Source organism: Nocardioides sp. NPDC051685 (genome assembly GCF_044453405.1).
In the GTDB taxonomy this organism is placed as follows: Bacteria; Actinomycetota; Actinomycetes; order Propionibacteriales; family Nocardioidaceae; genus Nocardioides.
This window is the reverse complement of sequence record NZ_JBITCR010000013.1, coordinates 63,231-82,904: the sequence shown is the minus strand read 5'-3', so window position 1 is coordinate 82,904 and position 19,674 is coordinate 63,231. Positions and strand designations below refer to the sequence as shown.

The window sequence follows — 19,674 nt, the reverse complement described above, 5'->3', positions numbered from 1 at the left end:
TGTGAGAACCCCGCGATTCCTGGTCACCACCCCACTGCCGGATCCGGCCACTGCTCTGCTCGCCGCTGCGGGATCGGTCACGGTGTGGGAGCACGAGCACACCCCGGAGGAACTGGTGGCCGCATGTGAGTCGGGAACGTACTCGGTCGTGCTGTCTCAACTCACCGATCGCCTCGGTGCCGAGGAACTCGCGGGTGCGCGGATCGACGGGATTTCGAACTACGCGGTGGGCTTCGACAACGTCGACGTCGCGGCGGCGACCGCTCGCGGAATCATGGTGGCGAATACGCCCGGGGTGCTCACGGCCCCGACAGCGGACATCGCGATGCTCCTGATCCTCGCTACCGCCCGTCGTTGTGTTGAGGCCGACGGATTCCTTCGGCAGGGCGAGTTTCTCGGTTGGTCGCCGAACCTGCTGCTGGGTAGTGACGTGACGGGCGCCACGCTCGGCCTGATCGGTGCGGGTCGCATCGCTGCCGCCACGGCGCGCCGTGCCGCAGGGTTCGACATGACGGTCCAGCATTGTTCGGCCCGTGGCCCGCACAACGAGGTTCAGCCCGGGGCGTACGTGGATCCTGCGCTTGGCCGCCGGGTGTCTTTCGACGAGCTGATCGAGACCTCGGACTTCGTCTCCGTTCACGTTCCGATGTCGGCGTCGACTCACCACCTGATTGACCGCCGGGTGCTGGCGCGGATGAAGCCGAGCGCGATCCTCGTGAACACCGCACGAGGTCCGGTCGTCGACGAGAACGCACTGGTGGACGCTTTGCGCCACGGCGTCATCGCAGGGGCCGGCCTGGACGTGTACGAGAACGAGCCGGTGCTGGCACCGGGGCTCATCGACCAGGCAAACACGGTTCTGCTCCCGCATCTCGGCAGCGCCACCGTGGCCGTGCGGTCGAGGATGGCGGAACTGTGCGCGCTGAACGCGCTCGCGATGGCGCGTCGGGAGGTTCCACCGCACCCGGTGAACCCAGAGGCGTGGGTCGCATGACGGTGATCGTTGCGCCCGACAGCTTCAAAGGAACGCACTCCGCGCCCTCCGTCGCGGACGCGATCGCTCGCGGTCTCGAGGCGGCGGGAGCCAGGACGCTGAGGCTGCCTGTTGCCGATGGTGGTGAGGGCACCCTCGATGTACTCCGGGGCCCTTTGTGCCTCGATATCATCGAGGCCGACGGGGTGAACCCTTGGGGCTCCCCGAGCCCAGCGAGATGGGGCCTTTCGCCCGACGGTATTGCCGTCGTCGAGGTCGCCCAGACCTGCGGGCTGACGACGACGCACGACGGGATTCGTGATCCGCGTACCGCCGACACGGTGGGTGTTGGTCTTCAGATCGCCCACGCTGCCCGTCGTGGAGCGCGCGAGATCGTGGTGGCGGCCGGTGGTTCCGCGACGACGGACGGTGGCGTCGGGGCGATTTCCGCGATCGAGGCCGCCGGCGGTCTCAGCGGAGCAGCAATCACAGTGCTGAGCGACGTCCGGACTCGTTACTGTGACGCCGCGACCGTGTTCGGTCCGCAGAAGGGCGCCGACGCGGAGGACGTCGAATTCCTCACGCGACGACTGCACGCCAACCGCGCCAAGCTTCCGCGCGACCCCCATGGGATCGAGGGATCAGGGGCCGCGGGCGGCCTCGCCGGTGGACTGTGGGCCCAGTTCGACGCCCGTATCGTCTCCGGAGCCGGATTCGTCCTCGACGCACTGGGATTTGCTGAGGCGGTCACATCCGCCAGAGCGGTGATCGTGGGGGAGGGGCGCCTCGACGCACAGACGGCGGAGGGCAAAATCATCTCCGAGATCCTGCTGCGATCCGCGGGCGTCCCGGTGCATGCGGTCGTCGGTTCGGTCGAGGACAACGCGCAGGCCCTGCCGGTGTTTGCCGACATTCGTGTCGCGTCCACCATCGTCGAGCTGGAGGCCGCGGGCCGCGAACTCGGTGCGCGGTACCGATGAGAATCGGCCCGCAACCGACGCGACGCCCGACGCCAGGGCCGTCGTATCGGGTGTCCTCATTGCCCGGAAGCTTTCGGCTCCTCGAGCCCAGCAGGCGTCAGCCATCCCGCTGATGCCTGGTCGATGGCAGAACCTATCTCGCGACAGCCAGGACGACTCTTGGATCGACGGCCAGCAAGATCGTGGTCGGGGTTGCTGCCTCGATCAGCATTGAGCGCATGGCTGTTGTCGCCTTGTACCGCGTTTGATCGTTCGTTGCCGGGATACCGGCCGATCAAGGAATCCTGTCCGGACAGTATACAAAATCGTCGAGGTTCTGTTACGTTCGTCACGCCGTTGGCTGCAGCCTCCGTGACGCACGACCACTGATCGATATGACTGAGGAGAGTCGATGACAAGGTTCGAGAACAAGGTTGTGTTCATCACCGGAGCCGCGCGAGGGCAGGGACGAACTCACGCGCTGCGGCTCGCGGAGGAAGGCGCCGACGTCATCGCCCTCGACCTTTGCGACCAGATCGGCTCGGTCCCCTACGCCATGGGTACATCCGAGGACCTCGACCTGACCGTGAAGGAGGTGGAGAGGCTCGGGCGCCGCGCCGTCGGGTTGACGGCCGACGTCCGCGACCTCGAGGCGCTCCAGGCAGCATTCGAGCGGGGTGTCGAGGAAATCGGACCGGTCGACGTCGTGATCGCAAATGCCGGCATCGCACCAATGTCGGTGCATCACGACGATCAGCAGTGGCACGACGCGCTTGCCGTCAACCTGACCGGCGTCTACCACACAGTGCGGGTGGCCGCGCCGCGCATGGTGGCCCGTGCCCGTGGAGGCGCGATCGTTCTCACCAGCTCGACCGCCGGACTGATCGGGATCGGCGGCAACTCCCCGGGCCTGCTGGGTTACACCGCGAGCAAGCATGGCGTTGTGGGACTCATGCGCTCCTTCGCGAACTGCTACGCAGAGCACGGCATCAGAGTGAACAGCGTGCATCCCTCCGGCGTCAACACGCCGATGATCGTCAATGAAGCTGTCGGCGCCTACTTCGAAAGTGACCCCAAGATGGCCGGCGCACTGGCGAACGCGATGCCCGTGCCGATGATCGAACCTCAAGACGTCTCGGATGCGGTGGCGTGGCTGGCCTCTGACGAAGCCCGATACGTCACGGGCGTCGCTCTGCCTGTCGACGCAGGGCACGTCAACCGCCGATAGTGGCAGGTGCCTGGCTCTGCAAAGAACGGCGGCAGTCGGCCTCAGTGATCTCCGCTCCGTCTGACCCGTCGGCGGCTCTGCTCCTGGCTTGGCCGTCGGTGAGAGTGCGCGATGATCAATCTGGTCGGACGCTGCTGGGCCGCCTGCGGAACTCGGCATAGAACGGGCCATCGAGGTCCCACGGCTGATGACGAGTCTCACGGCCTGAGGTAGCTGCGTGGTCCGCAGCGGCTGGATCAGGATGCCGAAGCCCCGAACGACGAACCCGGCCAGGTCATCGTTCGGGGCTCGAACCCACGATCAGGTGGTTCAGCCGTAACGCAAGACTTCCCTGCGGGCCTCACCAGCCGCGAGTCGCCCGTACGAATCGTTGATCTGCTTCAGCTCCACCTCCCGGCTGACGAGCTCATCGAGCTTGAACTTGCCGTCCATATACAGGTCGACGATGAGCGGGAGGTCGATTCGAGCACGGATACTGCCGAAGGAGGTCCCCGTGAGGACGCGCTCGGTGAGCAGCAAGCGGGGGTCGAAGGTGATCTTCGCTCCGTCAGCGGTGACGCCATTGATCACCGCAGTGCCGCCGCGGTGGATGCAGTTGAACGCCATCATGATGGTAGCGGGCACGCCGACGGCCTCGATCGCGTAGTCAGCGCCGTCGTGCCCGCAGATCTGCCGGATCTGGGCCAGCGCACTCTCCTCATCGGTACCGTCGACGGTGTGTGTCGCACCGAACTCACGGGCATGCTCGAGCTTGTGCGGAAGGCGGTCCACAGCGACGATCTTCGCGGCTCCGACCAGCGCGGCAGCCTGGATCGCGTTGAGGCCGACGCCGCCACAGCCGATGACGACGACGGTGCTGCCGGCGTGGACCTTGGCCTTGTTGACGACCGCACCGAAGCCGGTCGCGACCCCGCAGCTGACCAGGCACGCCAGTTCGAGCGGCGCATCCTTGCGGATCTTCACCAGTCCCAGTTCGGGCACGACGGCGCGCTCGGCGTGGGTCGAGAGCTGGAAGAAGTGCAGAATGTCGCTTCCGTCCGAAGGGTCCTTCATCCGGGTCGTGCCGTCGGCCATCACGGTGCGGTTGGCATCGCGGAGCTCACACAGGTTGAATCGGCCCTGCGAGCAGTACCAGCAACGACCGCACGATGGCTGGTAGGAGGTCAGCACGTGGTCGCCGACGCTGACCGTGGTCACCCCGGGGCCGACCTTCTCGACCACGCCTGCGCCCTCATGCCCCAGCACGACAGGGCCAGGGTGAGCCATGGACCCGTCCATCACGTGGAGGTCGCTGTGACACAACCCGCTGGCCACGTAGCGGACGAGCACCTCGCCGTCCCGGGGCTCGTCGAGGGTCAAGGTCGTGACGTCGAGCGGCTTTCCGGCGCTGCGCAGCACCGCCGCGGAGATGCTCGTCGACATCAGCCCTCGACCTCCTCTTCGAACGCCAGGATCGCAGTCTCGTCGATCCGCTTCGAGCGCCACTCCTCCAGGATGCCGATGTACTCGACCGGGCCGCCACCGTAGACCGCGGCGAACAAGGGTTTGCTCGCCGCCTCCAGGTCGCCTTCGTTGTTGTAGTAGCCGGGTGTACAGGCGCGGGTCGCCTCCTCGTTATAGACAGACTTCTCCGCCATCCGGTCCTGCCAATCCGACTCAGCCTCGGCAGTGATCTCGAGCGAATCCACCCCCCGACTGTTGAGGTCGGCGATCACGGCCGCGACGTGCTTGGCCTGCTCGCTGTTGACGTACAGGATGTTGATCGACACTGCGGCGCCGCGGACTCCGCCGATGACGTGGAGGTTGGGGAAGCCGTGGGTGTAGATGCCATGCAGGTTGGCCGCGCCTGCAGCCCAGCGGTCCTCGAGAAGCAGCCCGTCGCGGCCGCGTACGTCGAAGCCACCAGAGCGGCCAGGGGAGATGGCCGCCTCGAACCCGGTTGCGTAGATGATGCAGTCGACCTCGTAGGCCTGGTCGTCGAAGTGGATGGCGTGGTCGCTGATCCGGTCCAGGCCGCGGCCCTGGGTGTCGACCAGAGTCACGTTTGCGCGGTTGAAGGTCTGCAGGTAGCTGTCGTGGAAGCCGGGACGCTTGCAGTGCGTCGCGAACCAGGGCTTGAGGGCCTCGGCTGTCGCGGGGTCGTCGACCAGATCGTCAACGCGCTGGCGAATCCGCTCCATCTGCTTGAGGTCGTTGGCCATGATCGCCTGCATGTAGGCGGCCATGTCGGGCGCCGAACCGTCCTCGGGGATCTCCAGCGGCGGGAAGCCCCAGATCTGGGTCCACTGGTCGCCGACCATGTCCTCGGCTTGGGGGATGCCCGCGAGGATTGAGTCGAAGTTGGCCATGCGCTCCTTCTGCCACCCTGGCGACTGGCTGGCGAACCAGTCGGGGTCCGTCGGACCGTTTCCGCGTACGTCGACAGCGTTGGGCGTCCGCTGGACGACGTACAGGTGGTCGGCCGCCTCCGCGAGGTGAGGTACGACCTGGAGCGAGGTGGCCCCGGTGCCGATGACGGCGACACGCTTGCCAGCGAGGCCGGTGAGACCGCCAAAGGAGTCACCGCCGGTGTAGTCGTAGTCCCAGCGGCTGGTGTGGAACCACTTGCCTCGGAAGTCCATGAGTCCGGGCACGCCGGGAAGCTTGGGCTTCGAGATGAGGCCCCCGGTTCCGAGCACCACATGGTGCGCAGTGATCCGGTCACCGCGGGTTGTGGTGGCGATCCAACGCCGCGCCCCCTCGTCCCACGTGAGGTCGTCGACGCGAGTCTGGAAAAGGGTCCGCGACTCGAGGTCGAAGCGGTCGGCGATGGCTTCGGCGTGCGAGCGGATCTCGGTGCCGTTCGCGTAGCGCTCGCTAGGGATCGTGCCGATCTCCTCGAGCATGGGGAAGTAGATGGACGACTCCACGTCGCAGGCGATGCCGGGGTAGCGGTTCCAGTACCACGTGCCTCCGAAGCCGGCTCCGCGTTCGATGATCCGGACGTCGTGGACACCGCTACGGATCAATTCGGCCGCTGCCATCAACCCGGAGAAGCCCCCGCCGACGACGAGGACCTCCACCTCCTCCGTAACGGCGGCGCGCTGAACGACCTGCGTGACAAACGGGTCGTGGTCCACCTCCGAGTCGATGTCGACGGTGACGTATTGGCCGAAACCATCGGACCGGAGTCGCTTGTCGCGCTCTTCGAGGTACTTGGCAGCGATCTGGTCCGGGTCCAGCGCCGTGGTGGTCGAAGCCTGCGCTTCGGTTTGAGTCATGACGTCCTCCAGGACGGTGAGGGGTGGAGCGGAGCACCAGCCGCAGCACCACCGGTTGTCGTGTGACGTGTGTCACCGGTCGTACAGCACCGTAGCCGAGAAATCTCGAAAAGTATACTGACCGGACAGAACCTTATGGTCACTCGGCCAGCCAATTGGCCACCGCCTGCAGGGCATCGGCCGCTTCGGGTAGGCGAGGAGTGAAGTTGTGCCAGACGTGGATCATCCCGGGCCATATCTGAAGAGAGCAATCGACCTTGGAATCTGTGCAGCGGGCGGTGAACAGCTCGGCGTCCGGGCGAAGCGCCTCGAGTTCGGCGGTCTGCACAAGCGTTCGCGGCAGTCCGCGGAGGTCGGCGAGCACGGGGGACGCGAGTGTGTCGGCTGGATCGGTCACGCCGCCCAGGTAGCTCTCGCACATCCAGGTGAGCATCCAGCGGGGCAGTTGGGGGTCGTCGGCAAGCGCCGTATCGAGTGTCGGATTTCCCATGCGCAGGTCGAGTAGTGGCGAGAGTAGGACGCATGCGGCCGGCAGCGAGTGTCCCTGTTCGCGCAGTAGCAGCATCGTGGATACCGCGAGGGCGCCGCCAGCGGAGTCGCCGGCGATGACGAGATCGTGAATGACTCCAACCTGTTCGAGGAGCCAAGCCCAGGTGCGGGCCGCCGCGTGGGGCTGTTCGGGAAAGGTAGCTTCCGGTGCGAGCGGGTAGTCGAGCACGAGTACCGGTCGTCCAGTCCGCTTCGCAAGGTCGGCCGCGATAGGGCGAGCCGTCACGATGGACCCCATCACGAAGCCGCCGCCGTGCAGGTAGAGGATCGTCTCTGTGTCCCGCGCCCGTGTCGGACGGATCCATTCGGCAACGCCACCCGGAGTGGAGACCTGCGACAGGCTGACTCCCGCCGGCAAGGGGCGAGCGCTCATCGCGGTCTCGTATGTGTCGCGATGACGCGCCACCGGCCACTGCGGAGTCGCGGGATCTCTGCGCATCGCCCTCACCAGGCCCAACACGTTCGGGCTGAGGCGATCCTCCCTTGGCGCGACGGGGGTCTCGTGCATGTTGTTTCTCCTCGAACTTGATGGAAGGTGTGATCCAGGGTATATACTGACCGCACAGTGTACTTCATGAGAACGCAGGTGACAGCCGTGGAACCCAGCAACAACAGCTTCGAGCCCGTCGTGACCTTGGGCGGACTGGCGGACGCACCCGTCGACCGGGATCGGCTCTCCCAGGCGCTCGAGTCCGCCAACATCCCGACACTCGTCGGTGTGCTGGCGCAGGTCGAGGGCACTCAATGGCTCCGTGAGCCCTATCTCCCCACTCGCACGAAAGGTCTCTCAGACCATGCGACGGGCGACCTTGACCCGCAGGCGCAGGCCGAGATCCGCATGGCCGCGCTCAACCTCACCATGAGGTTCGCCCAGGATCCGTCCTGGTCTGTACCGGAGACAGACACAGAAGAACTCACCCAGATCATGAGCGCCTGCATGGGGGAGCCCGTCGGTGAGAACTATGCGCAGATGATGGCCGAGGAGATGGGCCTGCGCCCCCGCTTCTCCCCGGAGGCGTTTGCCGACCTCCCTGACAAGGATGACTACAACGTCGTGATCATCGGTGCCGGCACGTCGGGAATCTGCCTGGCGGTTCAGCTCAAGCAGGCGGGAATCCCCTTCACGATTCTTGAAAAGAATCCCGACATCGGGGGGACCTGGTTCGAGAACCGGTATCCCGATTGTGGGGTTGACACGCCCAGCTACTGGTACTCCTACTCGTTCGCACCGAGCAACTGGAACCGCTACTACTCCAAGCAGCAGGACGTTCACGCGTACCTGTCCCGCACAGTAGACCGGTTCCGGCTTCGTGAGCACATCCAGACCGGCGTCAGTGTCGATTCGGCGGTGTATGACGAGGGGACGGGCCGATGGACAGTGGCGGGAACGGGACCCGGCGGTGCCGTCGTCGAGGTCAAGGCGCGGTTCATGGTCTCGGCGGTGGGGCAGCTCAATCAGCCGAAGGTGCCCACGATCGCGGGTCAGGACGAGTTCCGCGGCGACCAGTTCCACTCGGCCCGGTGGCCGGCCGGATTCGACATCTCCGGACGTCGCGTCGCAGTGATCGGCACCGGCGCGAGCGCCATGCAGCTGGTTCCCGCGATCGCCGACGATGTCGCTGCCATGACCGTGTTCCAGCGGTCCCCGCAGTGGGTGGCGCCGAACGACGAGTACAGCCGCGCGGTGACCGATGACATCCGCTACCTCATGGAGCACGTCCCGTTCTATGCCGCCTGGTATCGCATGCGGCAGGCTTGGGTCTTCGGCGACAAGGTCTACGACAGCCTGATCCGTGACGAGGACTGGCCCTCCGACGCGCTCTCGATCAATTCGGTCAACGAGGGCCACCGCAAGTACTTCACGTCGTACTTCGAGCGACAGCTGGACGGTCGGCCGGACCTCATCGAGAAGTCCCTGCCTGCCTACCCGCCGTTCGGCAAGCGGATGCTGCTGGACAACGGCTGGTTCACCGCGCTTCGCCGGCCCAACGTGACCTTGGAGACCGGAGCAGTCACGCGGATCACCGAGGATGCGGTCGAGACCAACGACGGGACGAGGTACGAGGTCGACACGATCGTGTACGCGACCGGATTCGACAGTCTCAATCTGCTCGGCTCCCTGGAGGTCAGGGGTCGCGAGGGCGTGGTGCTGAGAGACCAGTGGGGTGCCAATGATGCACGCGCCTACCTCGGCATGACCGAGCGCATGTTCCCGAACATGTTCATGCTGTACGGGCCGAACACCAACCTCGGCCACGGCGGAAGCCTGCTCTATATCACCGAGTGTCACGTCCGCTACATCATGTCCCTGATCGCGCAGATGGCGGCAGCGGGTGCTCACACGGTCGAGTGCCGTAACGAAGTGCGCGACTCCTACAACGAGGAGGTCGACCGCGCACACGAACGGCTCATCTGGACGCACCCGGGTATGGACACGTGGTATCGGAACGAGCAAGGTCGTGTAGTGACCAATGCGCCGTGGCGACTCATCGACATCTGGAACCAGACGACCAGGGCGGACCTCGATGACTACGACCTCGGCCAGGTCTCGGCCGACCGCGCCGTCGCAACCGAGGTTTCCTCATGATCGCAGGTCGGGACTACGAGACGTTGCGCGTCGAGCAGGTCGCGCCACACGTCGTCCAGGTCACCCTGTCCCGGCCCGACCGGTTCAACGCGATGAACCCGGCGATGTTCGAGGACCTGGCGAACGTAGGCCTGGAACTGACCGCCGACGACGACGTTCGTGCAGTTGTCCTGACCGGCGCAGGCAAGGCGTTCTGTGCCGGGGGAGACCTCTCCAACATGGAGGGCCTCGAACGGTGGTCGACAGCCAGGATCAGGCGCCACCAGGCTCGCGGCGTGGCCGCCATGGCGGCGATACGGGCCATCCCTGTCCCGATAGTCGCCGCTGTCAACGGTCCGGCAACCGGGGGTGGCCTCGCCCTCGCCCTGGCCGCCGACATCCGTCTGGCCGCGCCGTCGGCCAGATTCGCAGCAGCCTTTACCCAACTGGGTCTCTCGGCGGGCCAGTTGGGGACCAGTTGGCTGCTTCCGCGACTCGTCGGATCGGGACTGAGCGCCGAGTTGCTGCTTGTCGGCCGCACCATGGAAGCGAGCGAGGCCGAGCGCGTGGGCCTCGTGAACCGGGTGGTGCCGGCGGACGACCTGCTCGCCGCAGCCCTCAGCATGGCGTCCGACGTCGCCGCGCTGCCTCCGGAGGCCGTGCGCGCGACGAAGGCGGACCTCGTGACGAACCTCGAGACCACCACTTTGGTGTCTGCGATGGACGTCGAATCACGCACCCAGACCGCGCGCCTTCGCGATCCAGAGATGCATGCGGCCCTGCGGGAGCTTCGCGAGCGGTTCGCAGCCAAGGCGGCGTCGAAGAAGGAGCAGGACTCATGACCAAGCCCGACAACTTGGACACCAACATCGTCGACAGCGTCGAGCGCCTCATGGGTGCCAGCCAGGTGGCCGTGGTCGGCGCGAGCGAGAAGTCGATGTTCCTGCGGCACCTGTTCGGCAGCATCGACGGTGCCGTCGGGGGCATGGACACCTCCGCGATCCACGTGGTCAATCCGCGGGCGGAGGGCACGGTCTTCGGACGAACGGCGCTGCCGACGATCGCCGATCTGCCGTCCGAGGTCGACCTTGCCTTCCTCGCACTCGGAGCTCCGCGCGTCGCTCAGGCCATTCCGGAGCTGGCTGCACACGGCATCCACCAGGCTGTTGTGCTCAGCGGCGGATACGCCGAAGAGGGCACCACGGAAGGTGCTCATTTGCAGCGTGAGCTCGTCGAACTGGCGCGCGCGCACGGCGTGGTCCTCCTTGGCCCCAACACGCTGGGATTCGTGAACACGGTGACCGGGCTGACTGCGATGGCGACCAGGCTGCCTCCGGTGCTGCCCCGGGGCGACATCGCGATCGTGTCCCAGAGCGGCGCGGTGGGGTCGACCCTCGTCAATTTCGCCGCCCAGGACCAGATCGGCACGAGCTGGGCAGTCTCGACGGGGAACGAGGCGATGGTCACGGCCGGAGACGTCATCGCGTACGCCGCTCGAGACGAGCACACCCGTGTCATTGCGCTGTACCTCGAGTCCGTGCGCCAGCCGCATGCCTTCCTCGAGGCCGTCGATCTGGCCAACGCCGCCGGCAAGACCGTCGTCGCCTGCAAGGTGGGCCGGGGAGAGGCCGCGGCGCGGGTCGCCGCCGCCCACACCGGTGGTGTCGCTGGAGACGACGACGTTCTCGACGCCGTCTTCCGCCAGCACGGCATCGTCCGGGCCCATTCGGCGGAGGAGCTCGTCTACACCGCGTCAGCAGCGTCGGTCACCGGTGGCCGAGTAGGCCGGCGGACCGCCTTCGTCAGCCTCAGCGGTGGCTTCTGCACCCAGGCGGCTGACCTTGGCGATCGCGCGGGGCTGACGTTTCCCGAGCTCGGCGAAGGCACCGTCGCGGAGGTCCGTACCGTGCCCGAGGCTCCGGAACGTATCTACAACCCCCTGGACACGACCGGTACCGCGACCACCCGGGTCGCGGCTCTCAGTGAGATCGCGGCCGCGGTCTCGGCGGACGAGCAGGTCGATACGCTCCTGCTCGGCGTTCCTGTGCCGCATACGCCTGAGGCGTTGGAGAACCACCTGACCCACATCGTCGCCGAGACGGCCGAGCGGCTCGCTGCCAACGCGGTGCCGACCTACTTCGTCGAGAACGTCGGCGCACGGACCTCCGAGATCGCCGCGAACTACTTCGCTGAGCACAAGGCGCGTTATCTGTCCGGCGGGCTCGCCCACGTGACGCGAGCGTTGGGCCGTCTCGCGAATCGCACCGAGTGGGCCATCGCTCGGTCTACGGCCGTGGAGACGGAGCCCGCGATCGCCGTTTCGGATGTGGAGCCAGGGCCCGAGAGGTGGGACGAGCCGCGCACTCGGGACTTCCTCGACCGTTGCGGAGCGCGGGTGGTTCCCGCGGAGCATGTCGGCGACGTCGAGGCCGCCGTCGAGGCTGCCGGCCGTCTGGGATATCCCGTCGTGCTGAAGGCGGTGGGCACCGACCTGCAGCACAAGAGCGACGTCGGCGGCGTACGTCTGGACATCCATGACGAGCAACAGCTCCGCGCGGAGCACGCCGCACTCGTAACGTCCGTCCAGGCCGGCGCCGGTCGGGCGCCCGACGGTGTCCTGGTCAGCCCGATGCGCGAGCGCGGAGTGGAGCTCATCGTGGGCGTGGTCGCTGACCCGACCTGGGGGAACGTTCTCGCGGTCGGGTTGGGCGGAGTGTGGACCGAGATCATGCGCGACGTCAGCCTGCGCGTGCTCCCCGTCAGCGCCGGCGACGTCGAGGACATGCTCGGCGAGCTCCGAGGTGGTGCACTGCTGGACGGCTACCGCGGTTCCCCGCCTGTCGATCGCGCCGAGCTGGTCCGTCAGATCCTTGCTATCACACGTGCGGTCGCCAGCGCCCCGAGGGAAGTCCTGTCGCTGGAAGTCAATCCGATGCTCGCCCGGGGATCCGAGATCGAAGCCCTCGACGCGCTCGTGGAGTGGGCGACATGACGCCGCCCGCATTCGATTCAGCGGCGGCGGGCACGACCGCAGATCCCGCCGGCTTCGCCGCCGCGCACCACCACCCCGTCCCTCGTACCACCAACATCCGGAAGGAACGTCATGCTTGAACGTCAGGAACTGTTCATCGCCAGCCGATGGGCCAAGCCGCAGGGCAACGACTGGCTCGAGGTCGTCTCGCCGATCACCGAGAAGGTGTTCGGGAGGGTGCCGCTCGCGACGCCCGACGACGTGGACGTAGCGGTCGCTGCGGCTCGCACAGCGTTTGCCGAAGGCCCCTGGCGACGTATGAGCGTCGCCGAACGCGGTGAGGTGCTGCTCCGTGCGGCCGACATCCTCCAGGGGCAGGTGGACGATATGGCTCACCTCCAGATCGACGAGATGGGCTCGCCCCTGGCTTTCATGGGGCCGATCACCGGAGCCGCCGTCGCCTCTATTCGCGCGGAGGTGGCCGAGATGGTTGCCTTCCCCACTGCGGAGCTGCGCGACGGCCCGGCCGGGAAGGTGCTGGTCGAGAAGATCCCGGTGGGGGTTGTCGTGGCGATCATCCCGTGGAACGCCCCGGTGCATTCGCTGATCGGCCGGATGGTCACGCCGCTGCTGGCCGGCTGCTCGGTGATCGCCAAGCCCGCGCCCGAGAGCCCTTTGTCCTGCTACCACGTCGCAGAGGCACTCCTGCAGGCCGGCCTCCCCGAGGGCGTCCTGAGCATCATCCCCGGCGGCGTCGAAGTCGGCGAACGGATGGTGTCGCACCCCGGCGTGGACCGGATCTCCTTCACCGGGAGCACCGTGGCCGGTGCACGCGTCGCCTCGCTGGCAGCGGACTCGTTCAAGAGTGTGACGCTCGAGCTGGGTGGTAAGTCCGCCGCGATCCTGCTCGACGACGCCGACCTCGGGCAGCACCTACCCCGGATCATCGAGAGCTCGCTGCCCAACAACGGACAGCTCTGCTTTGCCACGACCCGACTGCTGGTCCCGGAGTCGCGTCACAACGAGGTGGTCGACGCCGTGGTGGACGCCGTCTCGGCGATGCGCGTCGGCAACCCGCACGACGCCGGCGTGGCGGTCGGTCCGCTGGCCGCGCGACGGCAGCGCGACCGCGTCGAGCGGTACCTCGATCTCGGCCGCAGCGAGGGCGCCACCGTCGCTGTCGGCGGCGGTCGGCCGGCAGATCTGGACACGGGCTGGTTCATCGAGCCGACCGTCTTCACGGGCGTCACCCCGGATATGACGATCGCACGTGAGGAGATCTTCGGGCCGGTGCTCTCGGTCCTCCGCTACACCGACGACGACCACGCGGTTCAGCTCGCGAACGACTCGGAGTACGGCCTCGGGGGCGCCGTGTTCACCGACGACCTGGATCGCGGTCTCGCGGTGGCCCGTCAGGTCACGACCGGGACCTGCCGGATCAACGAGGCGCCCCCGGGTGGAGGCGGTGGCCCCTTCGGAGGGGTAAGGCGCTCCGGTCTCGGACGGGAGCGGGCTCGAGAGGGGCGGGACAACTGCTACGTCCTTCGCTCCATCGCGCTTCCCAAGGGATTCATCCCGACCGTCTGAGCCGCACGGCCAGGCGTCCCACGGCGACCTACCGATCGCCGATCACCTAGAGATTGGATTCGACAATGTCCGTGAACGTGGCACGCAGGATGTGGGCACTCGATTCACCCACCTTCACGCTCGACTCCGGGCTGCTGATGTTCGGGCTGTCCGGCACGATCAGCATCCCGATGCCGGCTTTTCTGATCGAGCACCCGAAGGGCCTGGTGCTCTTCGACACCGGGATGGCGCCCGAAGGGATGCGAGACCCTGTAGAGACCTACGGCGAGCAGATCGCTGGCCTGATCAACCTGCAGGCCACGGAGGATCAGCAGATCGACCGGCAGCTGCAACAGCTGGGCTACCGCCTCGACGACGTCACCCACGTGGTCGCCTCGCACCTGCATTTCGACCACGCGGGTGCCCACCACCTGTTCCCGAACGCCGTGTTCTACGTCGGCCAGGGGGAGTTCGCCTACGCGCTCGCGCCGGACCCGATCGGCGTCTTCGCCTATGCAACCGAACAGGTGCGTAGGATCCAGGGTCTGAACTGGCGTACCGTCCCGGGCATCGACGTGGACATCTTCGGCGACGGGAGCCTGGTGATCATGCCTATGCCCGGCCACACCCCGGGGAACCTGAGCCTACGGGTCCGGCTGGCGTCGCGGACTTTCGTCCTCGCGGGCGACGCGGTGCACCTGAGGGCCGCCCTCGAAGCCGAGTATCCGACGCCCTTCGACCACGACAGCCAAGCCGCCCTGGCCACCCTGCGTCGGCTCAAGCGGATCCGCGAGAGCGAGGACGCCACGATCTGGATCACCCACGATCCGGAAGACTTCGCTGCGCTCGGTCACGCTCCGACCTGCTACGAGTAAGGACCAGCTGTGATTCTGGTCGATTACAGGTGCCGTGGCTGCGGTGGACTGGCTGAGCACTGGACGCCCAGTCCACCCCCGCAGGAGATGTCGTGCGACCTGTGTGGCCATGCGGCCATGCGGGTGTTCGCGGGTCTGAAGCTCGCAGGATCCGCCAGGGAGCCGGCAGGGGATACACCGCGCGTGGAGAGTCGGAGGAACTCCGGGTGCGCCGCTGACCCGGCCATCCCTGGCATGTGCACGCTCACGGAGTCTGCAGCCAGGATGATGTCGGCGCGGGCGCGCAACGACACCAAGGTGATCGAGGCGGAGCTCGCCCGGCAGGAGAAAGCTGCGGCCGTACGTGCGCCGGCTCTGTCCGACGTCGTTGCCGTGTCACCGGCCCATTGAAGGGTCACTCGAGGTGGATCCCGTGAATGACGAGGTCGGCGAAGATCGAGCCCACCTCCTCAGGGCCCAACGGACCTTGTGGGCGGTACCAGCGTGGCATCGAGTTCAGCATTCCCAAGATGGCCAGCGTTGTCACCTTCGTGTTGACCGGGAAGAAGACCCCGGCATTCGCGCCGGTGGCAATGATGCTTTCGACGCCGGTGACGTAGGCGGCGCGCAACCTCTCGATGGTCTCGGCCTTCTCGTGGCTCAGATATCGGGTCTGGTCGACGAATACGCGGACTTCGTCGCTGCGCTCGCCCATCGTCTTCGCGTGGCCGACGATGACACGCTCGAGCTGTGCGACAGCGGACTTCTCGGTCACGTTGCTCATCAGGTCGTGCAGCTGCTGGACGCTTGCTTGTCCGAAGCCGGCGGCGATCGCGAAGAGGAGGTCGTCCTTCGACCCAATGTGGTAGAAGAGCGCGCTCTTCGTGATGCCAGCGGCGTCCGCGATGTCGCGCGTGTTGGTTTCCAGGAAGCCCTGGGACGCGAACAGCTTGACGGCTGCTTCGAGAACGTGGCCGGGAATCGTCGGGATGGCCTCGAGCTCGGGCACGTCCGCTGGCATGGCAAGAACTGGCTCGGCATCCTCGCTGTCGTCAGCGAGAATGCCGTCCACGACGAGGCGGCACAGCGAGTTGGAGACGTCATGCACGCCCAAGAGCCCGTCGGGGGAGTACCAGCGATACGTCTCGGCAAGCGAGCCGAGGATCGCTGCCGAGGCGACGGTCGGGTTGATCGGGCGGAATGTCTTACTCGACGCCCCCACGGCCAGCAGCCGGCGGAGGTGCCCCTCGAAGGCATCGCGTCGACTGATCACCTGCTCCCTGGCGGCGGAGGTCAGGTTGTATTCCTCCTCGAAGAAGACCCGCACCGCGTCCCGATGGTCGACGACCACGCGTACGTACGCCTCGATGAACTCCTGGAGGCCACGTTCAGCACTGACACCCTCCCAGGAAGCGGGTATCAGCTGCTCGGCTGCGCTGAGAAACTGCTCGTGGATGAGGGGCAAGACGTCCTGCTTGGTCGGGACGTAGCGATACAACGTTCGCTTGGTCACGCCCGCGGCTTCGGCGATGGCATCCATCGTGGCGCCGCCGTACCCGCGGCTCGCAAACAGCTCGGTAGCGGCGCGAGCAATGTCTCGACGGCGTCGCGCCGTCGACAGTTCGCTGCGCGAAGCCACCGGTGTGTCGTCGACCGAAGCCATATCTGCACCTTCCGAAACTCGGCTGTGGACCACCTGAGTGATCCTGTTCGGTCAGGATACCGTGAGACGGGGGCTACGCGTGGTGGAGAAACGCTTGGCGATCGGTTCCACCGCTGTCACGGTCCACGGCATTCAAGTAAAACCGTCAGAAGAAAGGCCCTGTCATGACCTCCGTTGAGGACCAGCGTACCGATGTGTCGCCGCCCGAGCCCGATGCTGGGTTCGACGTCACCACCCTGCGAGGGCGCCGTGCGACGCGCCGGTGGGAGAGAACCTCGATCGGGGACGTCTTCGAGCGTCTGTCTTGGAGCTATCCGAACGAAGTCGCGCTCACAGGGGACAGCGGTGAGCCGCAGTTCCGATCCCTGACCAACTGTGAGGCCGACCAGCTCGCGAACCAGGTCGCTCACGCGCTGGCTGCGCAGGGGCTGCAACCGAGCGATCGCGTGATGATGTTCTGCGACAACTCCATCGAGGCGTTCGTGACGAAGATCGGCGTGGCGAAGGCGGGCATGGTCGTGGCCCCGATGAACGTCAACCTGGCACCTGACGTACTCAAGCATCTGGTGCAGCTCAGCGAACCCGCCGCGGCGGTCGTCGACGCCGACCTGTGGCCGAGGGTCGCGGCGGTCATCGAAGAAGCCGGCGTACCCGTAGTGGCGACGATTCTCACCGGCGGAGGCGAGTGCGTCCCGGAGTCGTTGCCATGGAGCTCGTGGGTGGGCTCCCAGCCGATCACCGAGCCCGACGTCGAGATCCACGGAGACGACGTATGGGAGCTGCTCTTCACATCGGGCACGACGTCGATGCCCAAGGCAGTGATGATCACGCACCACTCCACGCAGGTCGCCGCGCTGAGCATGGCTGTGTCGCTCACACGTGGTCTCCGGCACGAGTGCGATGTCCGCCTGACCGTCTTCCTGCCGATGATCTATCACGTGGGCGACCAGCCATTCCCCTTCGGAGCGCTGATGGCGGGAGGGCAAGTCCATCTGGGGCGCGGCATGACGGCGCCGCGTGTCGCATCCGCGCTGCACGGGCACCGGAGCACCGCGCTCTTCGTCGGCTCCCCCCAGTTCGCGGGCGATCTTGTCGAGGAGTTGGAGGCACATCCCGAGTTCGACGTCTCCTCCCTCACCGTCGTGGTCTACGGCTGGGGAGCGATGGACCCGTCGACCATCGAGCGCTTCCAGGCCAAGGCAGGGGAGGACCTGACCTTCGTCGGGGTGTTCGGGCAGACCGAATCGATCGTGTGCCACCGCTTCTGGCCGTCGAAGTGGCCGGAGGTGCACAGGGCGACCGCTCCCATGACGAACTACGTCGGCGTCCCCAGCCCGATGCTGGCATCCGACGTCGTCGACGAGCAGGGGCGCAGTGTCCGCGGGCGACCAGGCGAGGTTGTGTACCGCTCCGCAGTCATGACGCCGGGATATTTCCGCAACGCCGAGGCCACCCGGGAGGCTTTCCGCGGGGGCTGGTTCCACAGCGGTGACAGCGTGATGGTGGACGACATGGGACTGCGCTACCTCGTCGACCGTTACAAGGACATCGTCAAGAGCGGAGGGGAGAACGTCGCAAGCATGCGCGTCGAGGCGGTCATCGCCACGCACCCGGCCGTACAGAGAGCCGCGGTCATCGGGTTGCCGCACCCTCGCTGGGGCGAGGCCGTGACAGCCGTCGTCATCCTGCGAACCGGATGCGAGGCGACCGAGGAGGAGATCATCACCTTCGCCAGGGAACGGCTCGCCGGATACGAGACGCCCAAGGCGGTGGTATTCGTCGATGCCGTACCTGAGACGGTCGGCAAGGTGCAGAAATACCGTCTACGTCAGGACCTCAAGGATCTGTACGAGGGAGGTCGTTCATGAGCGGCCTCAAGGGCAGCGCAGCCATCGTCGGCATGGTCGAGCTGGCACCACGCAAGCTCTCGACGGCCCCGCCCGTGCTCTCTCTGGAGCAGTGGTCCAGGCTGTGCCGCGCAGCTGTCGACGACGCGGGCTTGCAGGTGCGAGACGTGAACGGCCTCTGTGCCACGGCCATCGCCGAGTCGACGAAGTTCGTTCCGGCCACTGTGGCCGAGTACCTCGGTCTCGCGGTCGACTTCGCGGAGTTCGTCGACCTCGGCGGCGCCACCGCTGCGGGCATGGTGGGACGCGCTGCGGCGGCGATCGAGCTCGGCCTCGCAGACGTGGTGGTGTGCTGCACCCCGGGCGGGCCGACGGCCACCTCGCGCCAGGGAGGTTCGCGATCTCCGCTGGCAGCGGACGCCGCACGCGGATCGGTCGGCTCGTCCAGTACGTTGTTCGGGTCGGCCCAGGCGGAGTTCGAGCTTCCCTACGGGTTGGCGGCGCAGAACGCTCCCTACGCACTGGTCGCGCAGCGATACGCCGCCGAGCACGGCTTGGAGCCATCGACCCTCGCCAAGATCGCGGTCGACCAGCGGCGCAGTGCCAATGCGTACGAGCCGGCAATCTTCCATGACCGTCCGCTGACGATCGAGGACGCCCTGAAGTCGCCGATGGTGTCCGACCCACTTCGGATGCTGGACATGGTGATGCCCGTCGCCGGCGGCGCAGCGGTCGTGGTGGCGAGCGAGGAGGTCGCTCGCCGCACACGGCACAGACCAGTTCGGGTCACCGGCTTCGGCGAGAGGCTCAGCTCCAAGTCGCCAGTCCATGTCGAAAACCTGCTCGACACACCTATCCGCGAGGCCGCCGATCGGGCGTTCGCCATGGCGGGCCGTGGTCGCGACGAGATCGATATGGTGTCGATCTACGACTGCTACACGATCACGGTGCTGATGACGCTGGAGGATGCCGGCTTCGCGCCAAAGGGGGCGGGCGCCAAGTTCGTCGCTGAACACGACCTGAGCTTCCGCGGGGACTTTCCCTGCAACACGGTCGGCGGCCAGCTCTCGTTCGGACAGGCCCACGTCGCGGGCGGGATGCATCACGTTTGCGACGCGGTTCGCCAGGTCTCCGGTCGAGCCGGGACGAACCAGGTCTCGAACTGCGACGTCGCGTTCGTCAGCGGCAACGGCGGCATCATGAGCGAACAGGTCGCGCTGATCCTGGAGGGAGCGTGA

General features: G+C 66.6%; 15 protein-coding genes. 11 read left to right on the top strand and 4 right to left on the bottom strand.

The window, feature by feature from the left end; translation table 11 throughout:
• Position 1 precedes the first annotated feature (1 nt).
• The 3 genes from ACIA03_RS26305 to ACIA03_RS26295 all read left to right on the top strand — a co-directional run bounded on the left by ACIA03_RS26305 (position 2) and on the right by ACIA03_RS26295 (position 3,160).
• Entirely contained in the window at positions 2-994 is a 993-nt protein-coding gene (locus tag ACIA03_RS26305) for a 2-hydroxyacid dehydrogenase (protein WP_396988093.1), read from the top strand.
• Positions 991-1,953 (top strand): glycerate kinase, encoded by a 963-nt coding sequence (locus ACIA03_RS26300; protein WP_396988091.1) that lies wholly within the window; start codon positions 991-993, stop codon positions 1,951-1,953. The genes ACIA03_RS26305 and ACIA03_RS26300 overlap by 4 nt, the downstream gene beginning before the upstream one ends.
• A 391-nt stretch (positions 1,954-2,344) precedes the next feature.
• Complete coding sequence (locus tag ACIA03_RS26295; RefSeq protein WP_396988089.1) at positions 2,345-3,160, top strand: mycofactocin-coupled SDR family oxidoreductase; 816 nt, start codon at positions 2,345-2,347, stop codon at positions 3,158-3,160.
• A gap of 309 nt (positions 3,161-3,469) precedes the next feature.
• Here the strand turns inward: ACIA03_RS26295 and ACIA03_RS26290 are convergent, their stop codons facing one another.
• The 3 genes from ACIA03_RS26290 to ACIA03_RS26280 form a co-directional block, all read right to left on the bottom strand.
• Entirely contained in the window at positions 3,470-4,582 is a 1,113-nt protein-coding gene (locus tag ACIA03_RS26290; RefSeq protein ID WP_396988087.1) for a zinc-binding dehydrogenase, read from the bottom strand.
• A complete protein-coding gene (locus tag ACIA03_RS26285) occupies positions 4,582-6,420 on the bottom strand; it encodes a flavin-containing monooxygenase (RefSeq protein WP_396988085.1) in 1,839 nt (612 codons plus the stop codon). The genes ACIA03_RS26290 and ACIA03_RS26285 overlap by 1 nt, the downstream gene beginning before the upstream one ends.
• 139 nt (positions 6,421-6,559) lie before the next feature.
• Positions 6,560-7,477 carry an alpha/beta hydrolase gene (locus ACIA03_RS26280; RefSeq protein WP_396988083.1) on the bottom strand — a complete coding sequence of 306 codons (918 nt, stop codon included), beginning with the start codon at positions 7,475-7,477 and terminating at the stop codon, positions 6,560-6,562.
• A 66-nt stretch (positions 7,478-7,543) separates the two neighbouring features.
• Between ACIA03_RS26280 and ACIA03_RS26275 the strand changes: the two genes are divergently transcribed.
• The 6 genes from ACIA03_RS26275 (at position 7,544) to ACIA03_RS26250 (ending at position 15,337) form a co-directional block, all read left to right on the top strand.
• Positions 7,544-9,556: a flavin-containing monooxygenase gene (locus ACIA03_RS26275; RefSeq protein WP_396988081.1), complete on the top strand. Its 2,013-nt coding sequence runs from the start codon at positions 7,544-7,546 to the stop codon at positions 9,554-9,556.
• Positions 9,553-10,377 (top strand): enoyl-CoA hydratase/isomerase family protein, encoded by an 825-nt coding sequence (locus tag ACIA03_RS26270; protein WP_396988079.1) that lies wholly within the window; start codon positions 9,553-9,555, stop codon positions 10,375-10,377. Before ACIA03_RS26275 ends, ACIA03_RS26270 begins: the two co-directional genes overlap by 4 nt.
• Positions 10,374-12,527 (top strand): acetate--CoA ligase family protein, encoded by a 2,154-nt coding sequence (locus ACIA03_RS26265; protein ID WP_396988077.1) that lies wholly within the window; start codon positions 10,374-10,376, stop codon positions 12,525-12,527. The genes ACIA03_RS26270 and ACIA03_RS26265 overlap by 4 nt, the downstream gene beginning before the upstream one ends.
• Before the next feature lie 111 nt (positions 12,528-12,638).
• Positions 12,639-14,093, top strand: coding sequence for an aldehyde dehydrogenase family protein (locus ACIA03_RS26260; protein WP_396988075.1), 1,455 nt, complete (start codon positions 12,639-12,641; stop codon positions 14,091-14,093).
• A 65-nt stretch (positions 14,094-14,158) separates the two neighbouring features.
• Positions 14,159-14,947, top strand: coding sequence for an N-acyl homoserine lactonase family protein (locus tag ACIA03_RS26255; protein ID WP_396988073.1), 789 nt, complete (start codon positions 14,159-14,161; stop codon positions 14,945-14,947).
• Positions 14,948-15,181: 234 nt separating this feature from the next.
• A complete protein-coding gene (locus ACIA03_RS26250) occupies positions 15,182-15,337 on the top strand; it encodes a hypothetical protein (protein WP_396988071.1) in 156 nt (51 codons plus the stop codon).
• Between the two features lie 4 nt (positions 15,338-15,341).
• On the opposite strand, the gene ACIA03_RS26245 is transcribed toward ACIA03_RS26250, so the two are convergent.
• On the bottom strand, positions 15,342-16,589 hold the full coding sequence (locus tag ACIA03_RS26245) for a TetR family transcriptional regulator (RefSeq protein WP_396988069.1): 1,248 nt from the start codon (positions 16,587-16,589) through the stop codon (positions 15,342-15,344).
• 164 nt (positions 16,590-16,753) lie between these two features.
• Here ACIA03_RS26245 and ACIA03_RS26240 point away from each other — a divergent pair, with 164 nt between their 5' ends.
• Positions 16,754-18,457, top strand: a complete 1,704-nt coding sequence (locus ACIA03_RS26240) for a class I adenylate-forming enzyme family protein (protein ID WP_396988067.1) — start codon at positions 16,754-16,756, stop codon at positions 18,455-18,457.
• Positions 18,454-19,674: a thiolase family protein gene (locus ACIA03_RS26235; RefSeq protein WP_396988065.1), complete on the top strand. Its 1,221-nt coding sequence runs from the start codon at positions 18,454-18,456 to the stop codon at positions 19,672-19,674. The genes ACIA03_RS26240 and ACIA03_RS26235 overlap by 4 nt, the downstream gene beginning before the upstream one ends.

What these genes read in the sequence shown, in the direction of transcription:
- ACIA03_RS26300 (WP_396988091.1), top strand. Translation starts at nt 991, where the DNA reads ATGACGGTGATCGTTGCGCCCGACAGCTTCAAAGGAACGCACTCCGCG.
- ACIA03_RS26295 (WP_396988089.1), top strand. Translation starts at nt 2,345, where the DNA reads ATGACAAGGTTCGAGAACAAGGTTGTGTTCATCACCGGAGCCGCGCGA.
- ACIA03_RS26290 (WP_396988087.1), bottom strand. Translation starts at nt 4,582, where the DNA reads ATGTCGACGAGCATCTCCGCGGCGGTGCTGCGCAGCGCCGGAAAGCCG.
- ACIA03_RS26285 (WP_396988085.1), bottom strand. Translation starts at nt 6,420, where the DNA reads ATGACTCAAACCGAAGCGCAGGCTTCGACCACCACGGCGCTGGACCCG.
- ACIA03_RS26280 (WP_396988083.1), bottom strand. Translation starts at nt 7,477, where the DNA reads ATGCACGAGACCCCCGTCGCGCCAAGGGAGGATCGCCTCAGCCCGAAC.
- ACIA03_RS26275 (WP_396988081.1), top strand. Translation starts at nt 7,544, where the DNA reads ATGAGAACGCAGGTGACAGCCGTGGAACCCAGCAACAACAGCTTCGAG.
- ACIA03_RS26270 (WP_396988079.1), top strand. Translation starts at nt 9,553, where the DNA reads ATGATCGCAGGTCGGGACTACGAGACGTTGCGCGTCGAGCAGGTCGCG.
- ACIA03_RS26265 (WP_396988077.1), top strand. Translation starts at nt 10,374, where the DNA reads ATGACCAAGCCCGACAACTTGGACACCAACATCGTCGACAGCGTCGAG.
- ACIA03_RS26260 (WP_396988075.1), top strand. Translation starts at nt 12,639, where the DNA reads ATGCTTGAACGTCAGGAACTGTTCATCGCCAGCCGATGGGCCAAGCCG.
- ACIA03_RS26255 (WP_396988073.1), top strand. Translation starts at nt 14,159, where the DNA reads ATGTCCGTGAACGTGGCACGCAGGATGTGGGCACTCGATTCACCCACC.
- ACIA03_RS26250 (WP_396988071.1), top strand. Translation starts at nt 15,182, where the DNA reads ATGTGCACGCTCACGGAGTCTGCAGCCAGGATGATGTCGGCGCGGGCG.
- ACIA03_RS26245 (WP_396988069.1), bottom strand. Translation starts at nt 16,589, where the DNA reads ATGGCTTCGGTCGACGACACACCGGTGGCTTCGCGCAGCGAACTGTCG.
- ACIA03_RS26240 (WP_396988067.1), top strand. Translation starts at nt 16,754, where the DNA reads ATGACCTCCGTTGAGGACCAGCGTACCGATGTGTCGCCGCCCGAGCCC.
- ACIA03_RS26235 (WP_396988065.1), top strand. Translation starts at nt 18,454, where the DNA reads ATGAGCGGCCTCAAGGGCAGCGCAGCCATCGTCGGCATGGTCGAGCTG.